Annotated in this window: 13 protein-coding genes and 1 pseudogene; 3 read left to right on the plus strand and 11 right to left on the minus strand. The window is 70.4% G+C overall.

Going from position 1 to position 14,741, the window contains the following annotated elements:
- The 6 genes and pseudogenes from B277_RS00740 to metG form a co-directional block, all read right to left on the minus strand.
- Entirely contained in the window at positions 1 to 1,791 is a 1,791-nt protein-coding gene (locus tag B277_RS00740; RefSeq protein ID WP_007924017.1) for an ABC-F family ATP-binding cassette domain-containing protein, read from the minus strand.
- The gene (locus B277_RS00745) at positions 1,791 to 2,729 is read right to left on the minus strand and encodes a 4-(cytidine 5'-diphospho)-2-C-methyl-D-erythritol kinase (protein ID WP_007924018.1); all 939 of its coding nucleotides are present in this window, start codon (positions 2,727 to 2,729) and stop codon (positions 1,791 to 1,793) included. Before B277_RS00745 ends, B277_RS00740 begins: the two co-directional genes overlap by 1 nt.
- Positions 2,726 to 3,622 carry a 16S rRNA (adenine(1518)-N(6)/adenine(1519)-N(6))-dimethyltransferase RsmA gene (gene rsmA / locus B277_RS00750; protein ID WP_007924019.1) on the minus strand — a complete coding sequence of 299 codons (897 nt, stop codon included), beginning with the start codon at positions 3,620 to 3,622 and terminating at the stop codon, positions 2,726 to 2,728. The genes B277_RS00745 and rsmA overlap by 4 nt, the downstream gene beginning before the upstream one ends.
- Positions 3,623 to 3,707: 85 nt before the next feature.
- A pseudogene (locus B277_RS00760) lies at positions 3,708 to 4,929 on the minus strand (ubiquitin-like domain-containing protein).
- A gap of 217 nt (positions 4,930 to 5,146) precedes the next feature.
- Positions 5,147 to 6,022, minus strand: coding sequence for a TatD family hydrolase (locus B277_RS00765; RefSeq protein WP_007924028.1), 876 nt, complete (start codon positions 6,020 to 6,022; stop codon positions 5,147 to 5,149).
- The gene (gene metG, locus B277_RS00770) at positions 6,022 to 7,818 is read right to left on the minus strand and encodes a methionine--tRNA ligase (protein WP_007924032.1); all 1,797 of its coding nucleotides are present in this window, start codon (positions 7,816 to 7,818) and stop codon (positions 6,022 to 6,024) included. Before metG ends, B277_RS00765 begins: the two co-directional genes overlap by 1 nt.
- A gap of 82 nt (positions 7,819 to 7,900) precedes the next feature.
- On the opposite strand from metG, the gene B277_RS00775 reads away from it, so the two are divergent.
- The gene (locus B277_RS00775; RefSeq protein WP_007924038.1) at positions 7,901 to 8,497 is read left to right on the plus strand and encodes a DUF4126 domain-containing protein; all 597 of its coding nucleotides are present in this window, start codon (positions 7,901 to 7,903) and stop codon (positions 8,495 to 8,497) included.
- 44 nt (positions 8,498 to 8,541) lie between these two features.
- Here B277_RS00775 and B277_RS15585 read toward each other — a convergent pair whose 3' ends face one another.
- Positions 8,542 to 9,129 carry a TetR/AcrR family transcriptional regulator gene (locus tag B277_RS15585; protein WP_007924040.1) on the minus strand — a complete coding sequence of 196 codons (588 nt, stop codon included), beginning with the start codon at positions 9,127 to 9,129 and terminating at the stop codon, positions 8,542 to 8,544.
- A 132-nt stretch (positions 9,130 to 9,261) separates the two neighbouring features.
- On the opposite strand from B277_RS15585, the gene B277_RS00785 reads away from it, so the two are divergent.
- Positions 9,262 to 9,444: a hypothetical protein gene (locus B277_RS00785; RefSeq protein WP_007924042.1), complete on the plus strand. Its 183-nt coding sequence runs from the start codon at positions 9,262 to 9,264 to the stop codon at positions 9,442 to 9,444.
- A gap of 91 nt (positions 9,445 to 9,535) precedes the next feature.
- Positions 9,536 to 10,306, plus strand: coding sequence for a CPBP family intramembrane glutamic endopeptidase (locus tag B277_RS00790; RefSeq protein WP_007924044.1), 771 nt, complete (start codon positions 9,536 to 9,538; stop codon positions 10,304 to 10,306).
- A 7-nt stretch (positions 10,307 to 10,313) separates the two neighbouring features.
- On the opposite strand, the gene B277_RS00795 is transcribed toward B277_RS00790, so the two are convergent.
- From B277_RS00795 to B277_RS00810, 4 genes are all read right to left on the minus strand, one after another.
- Positions 10,314 to 11,192, minus strand: a complete 879-nt coding sequence (locus B277_RS00795) for a hypothetical protein (protein WP_128276933.1) — start codon at positions 11,190 to 11,192, stop codon at positions 10,314 to 10,316.
- A 13-nt stretch (positions 11,193 to 11,205) separates the two neighbouring features.
- Positions 11,206 to 11,949 (minus strand): succinate dehydrogenase/fumarate reductase iron-sulfur subunit, encoded by a 744-nt coding sequence (locus tag B277_RS00800; protein WP_007924048.1) that lies wholly within the window; start codon positions 11,947 to 11,949, stop codon positions 11,206 to 11,208.
- Positions 11,950 to 11,951: 2 nt separating this feature from the next.
- Entirely contained in the window at positions 11,952 to 13,862 is a 1,911-nt protein-coding gene (locus tag B277_RS00805; protein ID WP_007924050.1) for a fumarate reductase/succinate dehydrogenase flavoprotein subunit, read from the minus strand.
- A 98-nt stretch (positions 13,863 to 13,960) separates the two neighbouring features.
- On the minus strand, positions 13,961 to 14,674 hold the full coding sequence (locus B277_RS00810; RefSeq protein WP_040880449.1) for a succinate dehydrogenase cytochrome b subunit: 714 nt from the start codon (positions 14,672 to 14,674) through the stop codon (positions 13,961 to 13,963).
- Positions 14,675 to 14,741: the final 67 nt, after the last annotated feature.

Genomic DNA, 14,741 nt, shown 5'->3' on the forward strand with positions numbered 1-14,741 from the left:
TCAGCCGACGAGCTCGGCGCACTCCAGCCACTCGAGCTCGAGCATCTCCTTGTCCTCCGCGAGCTCGCCGAGCGTCGCGTTGAGCTCCGCCAACCGCGTGTGGTCGTGCACCGACTCGGCCATCTCGTGGTGCAGCGACTCCTCCCGCGCGGCGATCTTGGCCAGCTGCTTCTCGATCCGCGCCATCGCCTTGCGCGCCTCGCGCTGGGCAGCCGGGTCCACGGTCGGCTCCCCCGGGGACGAAGGGGGCGCCGCCGCCCCCTTCGTCGGGGTCGGCCGCGTCGGCTGGGCCGCGCGCAGCCGCAGGTACTCGTCGACGCCACCGGGCACGTGCCGCAGGCGCCCGTCGAGGATCGCGTACTGCTGGTCGGTGATGCGCTCGAGCAGGTACCGGTCGTGGGAGATGACGATGAGCGTGCCCGGCCACGAGTCGAGCAGGTCCTCCATCGCGGCGAGCATGTCGGAGTCGACGTCATTGGTCGGCTCGTCGAGCGCGATGACATTGGGCTCGTCGAGCAGCAGGAGCAGCAGCTGGAGGCGCCGCTTCTGGCCGCCGGAGAGGTCGTCGACCCGTGCTGACAGGTGCTCGCGGGCGAAGCCGAGACGCTCGAGCAGCTGGGCGGGCGTGTGGTCGCGCCCGTCGATCGTGAAGGTCGCCTTGGTCCGGGCGAGCACCTCGCGCACCCGGTCGGAGCCGATCTGCGCGAGCTGGGAGAACTGCTGGTCGAGGAAGCCCAGGCGCACCGTCTTGCCCCGCTTGACCCGACCGGTGCTCGGCGCGATGTCGCCGGAGACCAGCCCGAGGAGGGTCGACTTGCCGGCGCCGTTGGCGCCGAGGATGCCGGTGCGCTCACCCGGCGCGATCCGCCACGTGATGTCACGCAGGACGGTCCGGTCGCCGAAGGTGACGCTCGCGTCCTCGATGTCGATGACGTCCTTGCCGAGGCGGGCCACGGCCATGCGCTGCAGCTCGATCGGGTTGCGAACGGGTGGGACATCGGCGATCAGCTGGTTGGCGGCCTCGATGCGAAACTTCGGCTTCGAGGTCCGCGCGGGCGCCCCCCGGCGCAGCCAGGCGAGCTCTTTGCGCATGAGGTTCTGCCGCTTCTGCTCCGTCGCGGCGTTGATCCGGTCGCGCTCGACGCGCTGGAGGACGTAGGCGGCGTAGCCCCCTTCGAAGGGCTCGACGATCCCGTCGTGCACCTCCCAGGTCTCCGTGCACACCTCGTCGAGGAACCACCGGTCGTGGGTGATGACGACGAGACCGCCCGAGCCCTTGGGCCAGCGCCGGCCCAGGTGCTCGGCGAGCCACGAGATGCCCTCGACGTCGAGGTGGTTGGTCGGCTCGTCGAGGGCGACGAGGTCCCACTCCCCGACGAGGAGCGCCGCGAGCGCCACGCGCCGCCGCTGGCCACCTGACAACTCGCCGATGCGGGCCTCCCACGGCACGTCGGTGACGAGGCCGGCGATGACGTCGCGGACGGCCGGGTCGCCGGCCCACTCGTGGTCGGGGCGGTCGCCGACGATCGCGTGACCGACGGTCTCGTCGGGGTCGAGGTCGTCCGACTGCCCGAGCACGCCGAAGCGGACGCCACCCCGGCGGGTGATCCGCCCGGCCTGCGGCTCGATCGTGCCGGCGAGCATGCCGAGCAGGCTGGACTTGCCGTCGCCGTTGCGACCGACGAGGCCGATCCGGTCGCCCTCCTCGATGCCGAGGCTGACCGAGTCGAAGACGACGCGCGTGGGGTACTCGAGGTGGAGCCCTTCGGCCCCGAGGAGCGGTGTGGCCATCAGAGCTGACGCACGGTGGGCAGGATGTGCGCGCCCTGGACCGGGCCGGTCGCGCGCAGGACGTCGCCGGCGACGCCGCAGGCCGTGAGCGCCACGGCCAGGTCGATCGCCCCCTCGGCTCCATCAGCGAGGATCGCGACGGTCGGGCCCGAGCCGGAGACGATCGCCGCGAGCGCACCGAAGCCCATCGCCGACTCGATGACCTCGCCGATCGCGGGCTGCAGGCCGATGGCGTCGGCCTGCAGGTCGTTGTCGAGCACGGGGGCCAGCGCGGACGCGTCACCCGAGCGCAGCGCGCTCATCAAAGCAGCGCTCGGCTGCGGCTCCTCGAGCGTCGTCCCGGCCGTGCGCTCGTCGAAGGCGGCGTAGACCCGCGGGGTCGACAGCCCGCTCGCGAGCGACGGCACGAAGACCCAGTGGTACCTCCCCTTCGCCAGGACGGCCGTGACGACCTCGCCCCGCCCCGACCCGACGGCGGTGCCGCCGTGGAGGAGGAAGGGGACGTCGCTGCCGATGCCGGCCGCGATCTCCTCGAGCTCGTCCTTGGGTACGTCCGTGCCCCACAGCGCGTCGCAGGCGACGAGTGCCGCGGCCGCGTCGGCGGAGCCCCCGGCCATGCCGCCGGCGACGGGGATCTCCTTGTGGATCGTCAGGTGCACCGGCTCCTGACCACCCGTGTGGTCCGCGAGGGCGCGGGCCGCACGCAGCGCGAGGTTGGACTCGTCGGTCGGCACCCGGTCGGCGTCGCGACCGCGCACGGAGCATCCCCACTCGTCGGCAAGGGTGGCCGTGACGTCGTCGTGGATGCCGATGGCCTGGTAGACCGTCGACAGCGCGTGGTAGCCGTCCTCACGAGCCGGGCCGACGAAGAGCTCGAGGTTGACCTTGGCAGGGGCCCGCACGGTCACGCACGCGGGCAGCTCGAGCACGGAGGTCATGCCGTCACCCTAGCCATGAGTTCCTCGGTGACACGGGCGAAGTCCGCGACGCCGATCTGCTCGCCCCGGGTCCGCGGGTCGATGCCGGCTGCGCGCAAGGCCTCCTCGGCGATCTCCCCCGTCCCCGCGATGCCCTTGAGCGAGGCGCGCAGCGTCTTGCGGCGCTGGGCGAAGGCGGCGTCGACGACGGCGAAGACCTGCGAACGGGTGGCACCCGTGGGCGGGGGCTCCCGCCGCACGAGCCGCACGAGCCCGGAGTCGACGTTGGGCACCGGCCAGAAGATGCTGCGCGGCACCCTCCCGGCGAGCGCCACGTCGGCCCACCACGCGGCCTTGACGCTCGGCACGCCGTAGGTCTTGCTCCCCGGCCCCGCGGCGAGGCGCTCCGCGACCTCGAGCTGGACCATGACGAGCACCCGCTCGATCGTCGGGAAGGTCTCGAGGAAGTGCAGCACCACCGGCACCGAGATGTTGTACGGCAGGTTGGCGACGAGTGCCGTGGGTGGTGGGCCGGGCAGCTCGGTGACGGTGAGCGCGTCGGCCGGCACCACGGTCAGGTGGTCGGCGACGGCCGGCCCCTGGGCGGCGACGGTGCCCGGCAGCGCCGCTGCGAGCGTCGGGTCGACCTCGACGGCCGTGACCCGCGCGGCCTCCTCGAGGAGCGCCAGGGTCAGCGAGCCGAGACCGGGGCCGATCTCCACGACGTGGTCGTCTGCGGTGACTCCCCCGGCGCGGACAATCCGCCGCACCGTGTTGGCGTCGACGACGAAGTTCTGCCCCCACTGCTTGGTCGGGCGCACGCCGAGACCGTCGGCGAGCTCACGGACCCGAGCGGCGCCGAGGAGGGTGACGCCGCTCCCTTCGTCAGGGGCGGTGCTCGGGTCGCTGCTCATGGGTGGACTCTATTCGGCGAAGGGGGACGGCCGCGGGCCCCCACGACCGTGGTGGTCGCAGGGGCCCGTCGGGTGCGTCGAGACGTCAGGCCGCGTGGGCGCAGCCCCAGGGCTGCAGGCCGCGCTGGGCGTAGACGCGGTTGGCCACGGTGATCTGCTCCTCGCGGGTGGCGAGGTCGGCGCGGGGGGCGAAGTCGCCACCGCCGGAACCGAGCCAGGTGCGGCTGTCGAACTGCAGACCGCCGTAGTAGCCGTTACCGGTGTTGATCGACCAGTTGCCCGTCGACTCGCACTGGGCGATCCGGTCCCACATCGCGGCGCGCGAGGTGTCCAGACCGGACGAGCTGCTGCTCTTCGTCGGCTCCGACGTGGGGGGTCGAGGTGCTCTTCGGCGTCGAGGAGGAGGAGGAGGAGGACGACTTCGGCGTCGAGCTCTTGGGGGTGGACGTCGGCGCGGGCTTGGGGGCCGGCTTGGCCTTGGTGCCCTCGACGACGACCTTGTGAACGGGCTGCTTGGTGATCTTGCTGCTCGTGCGCTCGGAGGAGACGACCTTGCCGTTCTTGACCGTGTCGCGGTAGGTGCTGCGGCGCTCGCCGGCGACACCCTCGCGCTCGACCTTCGTCGTGCCGACGGTGAGCGAGGCGTCCTTCTTGACGATGGTGCGGAAGGGGACCGCCTCGGTGCGCTGCGTGGACCGGGCGTCCATCTCGTCGACGCGGATCGTCATGCCGTCCTTGACGACGGTCTTCGCGCCCGGCTTGATGCGGTCGTCGGAGTCGAAGCGGACCTCTGCCTCACGCAGGGCCTCCTGGACCGTGCGGGCGGTGACGGTGGCCGTGGTGCGCTTGCCACCGACGACGAGCTTGATGTCCTTGGGCGTCGACATCTCGATGTCGAGGCCGTCGCGGCCGATCGCCTTGCTGCGCGAGGCGGACAGGACCGCGTCGCCGCTGTTGCGGATGCCGAGCTCCTTGAGGGCGTCGCCGACATTGGTCGCCGTCGTCCAGTACTCGCGCTCCTTGCCGTCCACCGTGAGGGTCAGCTTGCGCCCGTAGCGCACCACGATCGTCTGACCGTCGTCGACAGGGGTCTCGGCCGAGGGCGTGACCACGTCGTGGGCGCCGAGCTCGATGCCCTGCTTGTCGAGGACGTCGGCGACGGTGCCTCCGAAGGAGTGGACGGTCGAGGTCTCGCCGTCGACCGAGAGGGCCACGGACTTGTCCATGACGACGACTCCCGAGACCCCGAGGGCCAAGGCGCCGACGACGCCGGCCTGGGTGATGCGGCGGATCGCGGGTGAACTCACAGTGCTCCGATGGTCGAGCTTCCCGGGCACCGGCGGGATCGCGCACGACGACCCAGGGATGGCGGGCGCCGTGTCAGCGGAAGAACATCAGGGGAAACCGGCCCCGGCCAACAGCGGACTACCCTGCACCACCGGACCGCCGAAGGTCAAGTTTTGGTAACGGAGCGTGGTGAGCGCCACCCTTCGCCCCTGCCCGCCGGCCCCCTCCGGCAGCCGGTCACCAAGGGCCGTAGACCCGCTCCGAGGTCTCGGAGATCGCCGCGCACATCGTCGGCACGTCGACCCCGAGGGTGCGCGCCATGACCCGCACCGTGTGCGGTAGCAGGTACGGGGCATTGGCCCGGCCACGCTCAGGCGACGGCGTGAGATAGGGCGCGTCCGTCTCGGCGAGCACCTGCTCGATCGGGGTGTGCGCGAGCGCCTCGCGCAGCCCGGCGGCGCTCTTGAAGGTCACGGTGCCGGCGAAGGAGAGGTGGTAGCCGCGCTCGACGCACTCACGGGCCATCGCCAGGTCGCCGCTGAAGCAGTGCAGGACCGTCGTCTCCGGCGCCCCCTCCTCGGTGAGGATGCGCAGCACGTCGTCGTGGCTGTCGCGGTCGTGGATCTGCAGGGCCTTGCCGGTGCGCTTGGCGAGGTCGATGTGCCAGCGGAAGGACTCCTGCTGCACCGCGTGCCCCTCCGGGCCGGTCCGGAAGTAGTCGAGGCCGGTCTCGCCGATCGCGCGCACCCGCGGGTGGGCGGCCAGCGCCTCGATCTCGTCCCACGCGGCCTGCAGCCGACCGGCCTCTGCGAGCGCTGGGATCTCGTTGGGGTGCAACGCAACTGCGCCGAGCATCGACGGGTGCCGGTCGACCTGCTCGACGGTGAAGCGGGCGCTCTCGAGATCGCAGCCGACCTGCACGACCCGGTCCACCCCCGCCGACGCGGCACTCGCCAGGGCCGCGGCGACGTCCTGCGTGGTCCGCTCCTCTCCCCCGTCGGGGGCGATGGCGTCGGCGACGTCGCGCCGCCGGATGTCGAGGTGCGTGTGGTTGTCGACGACCGGCAGCGGCAGCGGGTCGGGCCGAGGGGCCACCCCGTCGCGGTCACCCATCACTCAGCCGCCATGGCCGCCCGCTCGGTGCCGACGACCTCCTCGGCGTCGAGCTTGACGAAGACCGGGGTGGGCTTGGCGATCGGGGTGCCGACCACGACGGGCGTCGGTTCCCACCGCGGGAAGGACGAGTAGTCCCCCGTGATGACGGGGTAGCCGGGCCCGCCGTCGAGGTCGTCGACGTCCTCGACGCGCGGCATCGGGACGAGCGCCCCGTCGCCACCGAGGACGGCGTCGACCCGGTTGGCCGCGTGCGGGACGAAGGGAGCCAGCAGCAGGTTGCAGTCGCTGACGCACTGGGTGAGCGTGTGCAGGACCGTCGCCAGCCGCTCGCGCTGGTCCTCGCCCTTGAGGCGGAAGGGCTCGGTGTCGGTGACGTACTTGTTGACGTCGCCGACCACCCGCATGACCTCGCCGAGCGCGGCCTTCTGCCGGTGCCGCTCGAGGAGGGTGCCGACCTCGGCGAAGGCCCCGGCGACCCGGGCGAGCACCGCCCGGTCGACGTCCTCGAGCTCTCCCGGCTGCGGGATCTCGCCGAAGTTCTTGGCAACCATCGACGCGGTGCGGTTGACGAGGTTGCCCCAGCCGGCGACGAGCTCGGAGTTGTTGCGCTGGACGAAGTCCGGCCAGGTGAAGTCGGCGTCCTGGTTTTCCGGACCGGCCGCGCAGATGAAGTAGCGAAGCGGGTCCGGGCCGTAGGTCTCGAGGACGTGCCGCACGCCGATGACGTGGCCACGGCTGGAGGAGAACTGCCGGCTCTCCATCGTGAGGAACTCGCTGGAGACAACCTCCGTCGGGAGGTTGAGCTCACCGAAGGGGCCGGGCTCGCCTCCCTTCGCACCCTTGCCGGAGTAGGCGAGCAGCTCCGCCGGCCAGATCTGGCTGTGGAAGGTGATGTTGTCCTTGCCCATGAAGTAGTAGGACAGCGCCTCCGGGTCGTTCCACCACTCGCGCCAGCGCTCGGGGTGGCCCTGACGTCGGGCCCACTCGATGGAGGCGGAGAGGTAGCCGATGACGGCGTCGAACCACACGTAGAAGCGCTTCGTGGGGTACTTCGTCGCCAGCTCACCCGGCAGCGGGATGCCCCAGTCGATGTCGCGGGTCATGGCGCGTGGCCGGATGTCGTCGAGGATGTTGAGGCTGAAGCGGATGACATTGGGCCGCCACGTGCCGGTCGCCTCGCGACCCTCGAGGTACTCGCGCAGCGCATCGGCGAGCGCGGGCAGGTCGAGGAAGAAGTGCTCGGTCTCGCCGAACTGCGGGGTCGACCCGTCGATCTTGCTCCGCGGGTCCTTGAGGTCGCTCGGCTCGAGCTGGTTGCCGCAGTTGTCGCACTGGTCACCGCGAGCGTCCTCGTAGCCGCAGATCGGGCAGGTGCCCTCGATGTAGCGGTCGGGCAGCGTCCGGCCGGTCCGCGGGTCGAGCGCGACCTGCTGGGTCTGCTCGATGAAGTAGCCGTTCGCCTGGCACTGCTCGAAGAGGTCCTGGACGACCTGGTAGTGGTTGCGGGCCGTCGTGCGCGTGTAGAGGTCGTAGGAGCAGCCGAGGTCGCCGAGCTCGTGGGCGATCGTCGCGTGGTGGGTGTCGACGAGCTCGCGGGCGGTCGTGCCCTGCTTGTCGGCGAGCACGAGGATCGGCGTGCCGTGCTCGTCGGAGCCGCTCACCATGAGCACGTCGTGCCCCGCCATGCGCATGTACCGGCTGAAGACGTCCGAGGGGACCCCGAATCCGGCGACGTGGCCGAGGTGGCGGGGACCGTTGGCGTAGGGCCAGGCGACGGCGGAGAGAACCTTCATGCCCCTCATCCTAGGTTCCCGGGGATAGCCTGCCGGGACCGCGTGCGGGGCCGCCGCACCGATGATGAAGGGAGCCGCACCCGTGATCGCCGCCCTCACCGGGATGGGTCTGAGCGCCGCTGCCGGGCTCAACGCCTACATCCCCTTCCTCGTCGTCGCCCTGCTGGCCCGGTTCACCGACGTCGTCGTCCTGCCGACCGGCTTCGAGTGGATGGAGTCGTGGTGGGCCATCGGCATCGGGGCCGTCCTGCTGCTCACCGAGGTCACTCTCGACAAGGTGCCCGCCGTGGACAGCGTCAACGACGCCGTGCAGACCTTCATCCGCCCGAGCATGGGCGGGCTCATGGGCGCGGCGACCGCCGGTGCGAGCACTCTCGACGAGTCGACGTGGATGCAGGACAACGCCTGGGTGGGCGTCCTGCTCGGCGTGGTCATCTCGGGTCTCGTCCACGCCGGCAAGACCGCGGCCCGCCCGGTGGTCAACGTGGGGACGGCCGGCTTCGGCGCGCCGGTGGTCTCGACCGCCGAGGACGGGGCCTCGATCGGCATCGCCCTCGTCGCGGTCTTCGTGCCGGTGCTCGTGGTCCTCGTGCTCATCGCCCTGACCGCGATGCTCGTCTGGGTCTTCACCGCCTGGCGGCGCCTGCGACGCCGACGGCAGGCGCGCCCGGCCACCTGACCCGCACGCCCGACCCCTCCGGGGGCGGGTGACGGCCGGGTGGGTCAGACGGGCAGGAAGGCCTCGATGATCCGTCGTCCGACGCCACGGACGAAGGGCTCGCGCTCGCCCTCCGGGCGGGTGAGGGCCGCCGTGAGCACGCCCTCCATCGCCGCGATGACCGCCTGGGCGGAGGTCTCGACGTCACGGACCTCGGCCAGGGTGAGGATCTGCCGCACGATGCCGTCGACACGGTCGCGGGCCGGGGCCATGGCGGCCGCGATCTCCGGCTGGCGCGAGGCCTCCTGGGTCAGCTCCGCCTTGGCCATCCAGGCCTCCGGCTCGCGCAGCCACGACGCGAAGAGGTCGAGCGCGCGGTCGATGAGCGTCGCGTCATCCTCGCCGGCCTGCTGCTGCCGGCTCAGCTCCTCGACGCTGTCGATGAGACCCGCCGCGATGTACTCGGTGAGGGCGGTGACCAGGGCCATCCGGGTCCGCAGGTAGCCCGAGGTGCTCCCCTGCGGCAGACCGGCCTCCGCGTCGACCGCCCGGTGGGTCAGGCCACGCATGCCGCCAGCCGCGACGACCCGGGTGGCCGACTCGAGGATCAGCTGCATGCGGGGCGAGAGCTCGGTCGTGGCAGTGGCGCTCATCCGACTCACGGTACCCGCTCGTCGGGCGACCCCGGACGCGTCCGCCCACCTCCGAGGTGGACTTGACGAGACCTTTCTACGGGTGTAGTTTTTCCAGTGTCTTCAACAGACGTAGAAAGGAATTCGATCATCATGAGCATCGCCACCGTCGCCTCCTTCGTCACCGCCGCCCTCGTCCTCGCGGGCATCGCCCTGACCTTCCTCCTCGTCACCGTCGGCGTCGCCGCCTTCCAGTTCTTCTCGGCCAACCGCCCGGTCCGCGTCGCCCGCCACCAGAGCATCCCGACGTACTACCGCCAGCTGGCCTTCAGCTGATCCGGAGGGGGACCAGCGCCGCTCCCCCCTTCCGCCCCCGGCCGGGGTCCACGCCGGCGACGACGCCACGGACCCCGCCTACGCTGAGGCCATGACCTCAGCCCCCGAGCCACTGCCGCCCCGGACGGCGGTCACCGAGACGCTCCTCGTCCTCGGGGTCTCGCTCGGGGCGTCGGCCCTGTGGTCGGCGCTCTCCCTCGCCCGCAAGCTGACCGCCGACGAGGACCTGTCGGGGCAGGTCACCTCGATGAACCAGTCCGTCACCCCCGCCCAGCCGTGGCTGGACCTCACGCACCAGCTCGTCGGCATCGGCCTGGCCCTCGTGCCCGTCGCCCTGGCGCTGCACCTGCTGGCCCGCCAGCACGCAGCCCCCCACCACCTCATCGGCCTCGACCTGCGCGCACCCGGTCGCGACCTCGCGCAGGGGCTGGGCCTCGCCGCGGTCATCGGCATCCCCGGGCTGGGCCTCTACCTGGCCGCCCGCGCCCTGGACCTCAACACGACGGTCGCCGCCTCGGACCTCTCAGCGGCGTGGTGGACCGTCCCCGTGCTCGTGCTGGCCGCCGGGCAGAATGCGCTGCTCGAAGAAGTCGTCATGCTCGGCTACCTCTTCACCCGCTGGCGCGAGGCCGCCTGGTCACCGGTGGCCGTCGTCGTGACGAGCGCACTCGTCCGCGGCAGCTACCACCTCTACCAGGGCTTCGGCGGCTTCGTCGGCAATGTCGCGATGGGTCTGCTGCTCGGCGCGGTCTACCTCAAGGTGCGCCGCGTCGCGCCGATGTTCATCGCGCACTGGCTCATCGACATCGTCGCCTTCGTCGGCTACGCCCTCCTGGCGAGCCGGCTGACCTGGCTCGGCTGAGACCGACTCAGAAGTCGTCCGAGGAGAGGTCCTCCATGACCTTCGCGCCCTTGGGCTTGGCGAAGTCCTCCCGGCTGCGATTCCACTTCGAGTACTCGAGGACGGACTGGCGCTCGCCCTCCCCGTAGCTCAGCCTGATCGGCGCTGGCTCCCCCGGCGCCGTCGAGACCCACAGGATACGCTCCTGCGCGTCGCCCTTCGCCTTGCGGATGGCGACGCGGTAGGTCTCCTCACCGTCGAGCGTCTCGAAGCTCGCCGGGCTCTTCTTCGCGTCGAAGGGGGTGACGGACTCCCCGTAGAAGGTGGCCCGCAGCAGGGTCTGCGGCCGGTACGCGTCGAGCGGCGAGTCGTCGAAGGGCACCTTGACCCAGGCGCCGGTGTTCTTGCGCATGGGGCTGTCATCGGGCGCCTCGAAGACCTCGAGCCACTCCTTGTTGACCCGCACGTAGTGGTCGATGCCGACGATGATCGTCTCCATCGTGCCGCCGCCGGGCACCGACAACGTCGCGCGGGAGATGCCGGCCTTCTTCGACGTGGACAGCAGCCCACCGGTCGAGCCCTCGGAGCGCAAGGTGATCGTCAGGTCGCGGTCGGCGTCGTAGACCGTGCCCGAGATCGTGACGTTGTTGGTCGAGGCCATGTACTCGCGCGACGAGGTGAGCACCGAGCTGCCGCTCGGCGGGTTCTTCGTCGACCCGGTCGCGGTCGTGGAGCTGGACGACGTCGGCGCGGTCGTCGTCGTGGTCGTGAGGGGTGGGGCCGCCGAGGTCGACGACGACTCCGTGTCGTCCCCGCCCAGCGGGCCGCACGCCGTCACGGACACGGCCACGGCGCCGGCCAGCACGAGGCTGGCGCGGCGCCGTGGTGCGCGAGGTCGTCGCGTCATCGTCAGATCAGGCTCACAGTGCGCCCCGCGCCGCCTGGCGCAGGTCGGCGTTAAGCGTGCTGATGACGTCGAGCGGGATTTCCTTGGGGCACGCCGCAGCGCACTCACCGATGTTGGTGCAGCCACCGAAGCCCTCGAGGTCGTGCGTCTCGAGCATCTTGACGACGCGACCGCCACGCTCGGGCTGACCCTGCGGCAGCTCACCCAGGTGGGTGACCTTGGCGCCGAGGAAGAGCATGCCCGAGGCGTTGGGGCAGGCCGCGACGCAGGCGCCGCAGCCGATGCACTTGGCGGAGTCGAAGGCCCGGTCGGCCTTCTCCTTCGGCACCGGCACCGAGTGCGCCTCGGGCGCGGCGCCGGTGTTGACCGAGATGTACCCACCGGACTGGATGATCCGGTCGAAGGCGCTGCGGTCGACGACGAGGTCACGGATCACCGGGAAGGCGTTGGCCCGCCACGGCTCGATCGTGATGGTCTCGCCGCTGCGGAAGGAGCGCATGTGCAGCTGACAGGTGGTCGTCCGCTCGGGGCCGTGGGCCTCTCCGGAGATCATCAGGCCGCACATGCCGCAGATGCCCTCGCGGCAGTCGCTGTCGAAGGCAATCGGCTCGGTGCCCTGGGCGATGAGCTGCTCGTTGAGGACGTCGAGCATCTCGAGGAAGGACATGTCCGGGGAGATGTCCTTGACCTCGTAGGTGACGAGTTCGCCCTTCGCCGTGGGTCCGGCCTGGCGCCAGATCTTGAGGGTCAGTTCCATGCTCACTTGTAGCTCCGCTGCTTCAGCTCGATGAACTTGTAGTTCAGGTCTTCCTTGTGCAGGACGGGCGCGCCGTCGCCGCCGAACTCCCATGCCGCGACATAGGCGAACTCGTCGTCGTGACGCAACGCCTCACCGTCCTCGGTCTGCGACTCCGCGCGGAAGTGACCGCCGCAGGACTCGCGCCGGTGCAGCGCGTCGATGCACATGAGCTCACCGAGCTCGAGGAAGTCGGCGACGCGGCCGGCCTTCTCGAGGCTCTGGTTGAGGGTGTCGGCCTCGCCGAGGACCCGGACATTGGTCCAGAACTCCTGCTTGAGGTCGCGGATGAGGCCGATGGCCTTGCGCAGGCCCTCGTCCGTGCGCTCCATGCCGCAGTACTCCCACATGATGTTGCCGAGCTCGCGGTGGAAGGAGTCGACGCTGCGCTCACCGTTGATCGAGAGGAACTTCTCGATCCGCTCGGTCACCGAGGCCTTGGCCTCGACGACTGCCGGGTGGTCCTCGTCGATCTTCTCGAAGGGCCCCTTGGCGAGGTACGAGCGGATGGTGTTGGGCAGGACGAAGTACCCGTCGGCCAGGCACTGCATGAGCGACGAGGCACCCAGGCGGTTGGCTCCGTGGTCGGAGAAGTTCGCCTCGCCGACCGCGTAGAGGCCGGGGATCGAGGTCTGCAGGTCGTAGTCGACCCAGAGCCCACCCATCGTGTAGTGCACGGCCGGGTAGATGCGCATCGGGACCTTGTAGGGGTCCTCGCCGGTGATCCGGGCGTACATGTCGAAGAGGTTGCCGTACTTCTCCTTGACGGCCGCCTCACCCAGTCGCTCGATGGCCGCGGCGAAGTCGAGGTAGACGCCCCGACGCATCTGGCGCTTGTTGCCATCGGCGTCGACCTCGTCGACGAGCGGGCCGACGCCGCGGCCCTCGTCGCACATGTTCTTCGCCTGGCGGGAGGCGATGTCACGGGGCACGAGGTTGCCGAAGGCGGGGTAGATCCGCTCCAGGTAGTAGTCGCGGTCCTCCTCGGGGATCTCCCGCGGGTCCTTGTCGCAGTCCTCGGCGCGCTTGGGCACCCAGATGCGACCGTCATTGCGCAGCGACTCCGACATCAGGGTCAGCTTCGACTGGTGGTCGCCCGAGACGGGGATGCACGTGGGGTGGATCTGCGTGTAGCAGGGGTTGCCGAAGTAGGCGCCCTTGCGGTGCGCACGCCACGCCGCGGTGACGTTGCAGCCCATGGCATTGGTCGAGAGGAAGAAGACGTTGCCGTAGCCACCCGAGGCGAGCACGACGACGTCGGCGAGGTGGGTCTCGATCTCACCGGTCACCATGTCGCGGGCGATGATGCCCCGCGCGACGCCGTCGACGAGGACGACCTCGAGCATCTCGTGGCGGCTGTACTCGGTGACGGTGCCCTTGGCGACCTGGCGCTCCATGGCCTGGTAGGCGCCGATGAGCAGCTGCTGACCGGTCTGGCCGGCCGCGTAGAAGGTCCGGGCGACCTGGACGCCGCCGAAGGAGCGGTTGTCGAGCAGACCGCCGTACTCGCGGGCGAAGGGGACACCCTGCGCGACGCACTGGTCGATGATGTTGGCGCTCACCTCGGAGAGGCGGTAGACGTTGGTCTCGCGGCTGCGGTAGTCGCCGCCCTTGACCGTGTCGTAGAAGAGGCGGTAGGTCGAGTCGCCGTCGTCGTTGTAGTTCTTCGCGGCGTTGATGCCACCTTGGGCAGCGATCGAGTGGGCCCGTCGCGCGCTGTCCTGGTAGAAGAAGCTCTTGACGTTGTAGCCCGCCTCGCCCATGGTCGCGGCGGCCGAGGCTCCGGCGAGGCCGGTGCCGACGATGATGACGTCGAGCTTGCGGCGATTGGCGGGGTTGACGAGCGCGTTGTCGAACTTGTGCTGCGTCCACATCTGGTCGATCGGGACGTCGGGCGCCTTCGTGTCCGCGATGGGCGCGCCCTCGGTGAAGAACTCGCTGAGAGTCGTCAGTCATGTGTGGGTGCTCCTGCTCAGAGGCTGTCGATGAAGATGTAGACCGGCGGGATGAGGAACCCGACGACGATGACGGCCGCGAGGACCGCACCGATGGCGCGTGCGCGAGCGCGGGCGACCGCGGTGCGGTTCAGGCCCATCGTCTGCGACGCGCTGTAGACGCCGTGGTAGAGGTGCATCCCGAGGGCCACCATCGCCAGCACGTAGATGAGCAGGACCCACCACATGGCGAAGGCCGCGCTGATCATCACGTAGGGCGACTCCTTGATCGCCTCGGACGAGGCCGACCCGTAGAGGTTCGGCTTGACGATCGTGAACTGGATGAGGTGGAAGATGACGAAGGCGAAGAGGGCCAGCCCGCCCCAGCGCATCGTGCGCGAGGCGAGGGTGGACCCCAGGTTCTTCTTCACCTGGTACTTCACCGGACGCGCGGCGTTGTTGCGCGCGATGAGCGTCAGGGCGGCGTAGACGTGGGCCACGAGCGCGAGGATCAGGACGATGCGCACAATCCACAGCAGACCCCCGTACGGGAGCATCGGCTCCCCGAAGGTGCGCAGGTGGTGCGCGTAGGTGTCGAAGGCATCCTGGCCGGCGAGGGCCTTGAGGTTGCCGTACATGTGCAGGAGCACATACAGGATGAAGATGACGCCGGAGCCAGCCATGAGCATTTTCAGCCCGATGGAGGACGACGCCACCCCCTTCTTCTTCGCGGGGAGGGTCGTAGTAGCCACGGGGTCAAGGTACCGCTTTGTGAGCGGGCACACGTCACCGGTCCGCCCCGCCACGGTGTGACATTGG

The sequence above is a fragment of the Janibacter hoylei PVAS-1 genome (assembly GCF_000297495.1).
GTDB lineage: Bacteria > Actinomycetota > Actinomycetes > Actinomycetales > Dermatophilaceae > Janibacter > Janibacter hoylei.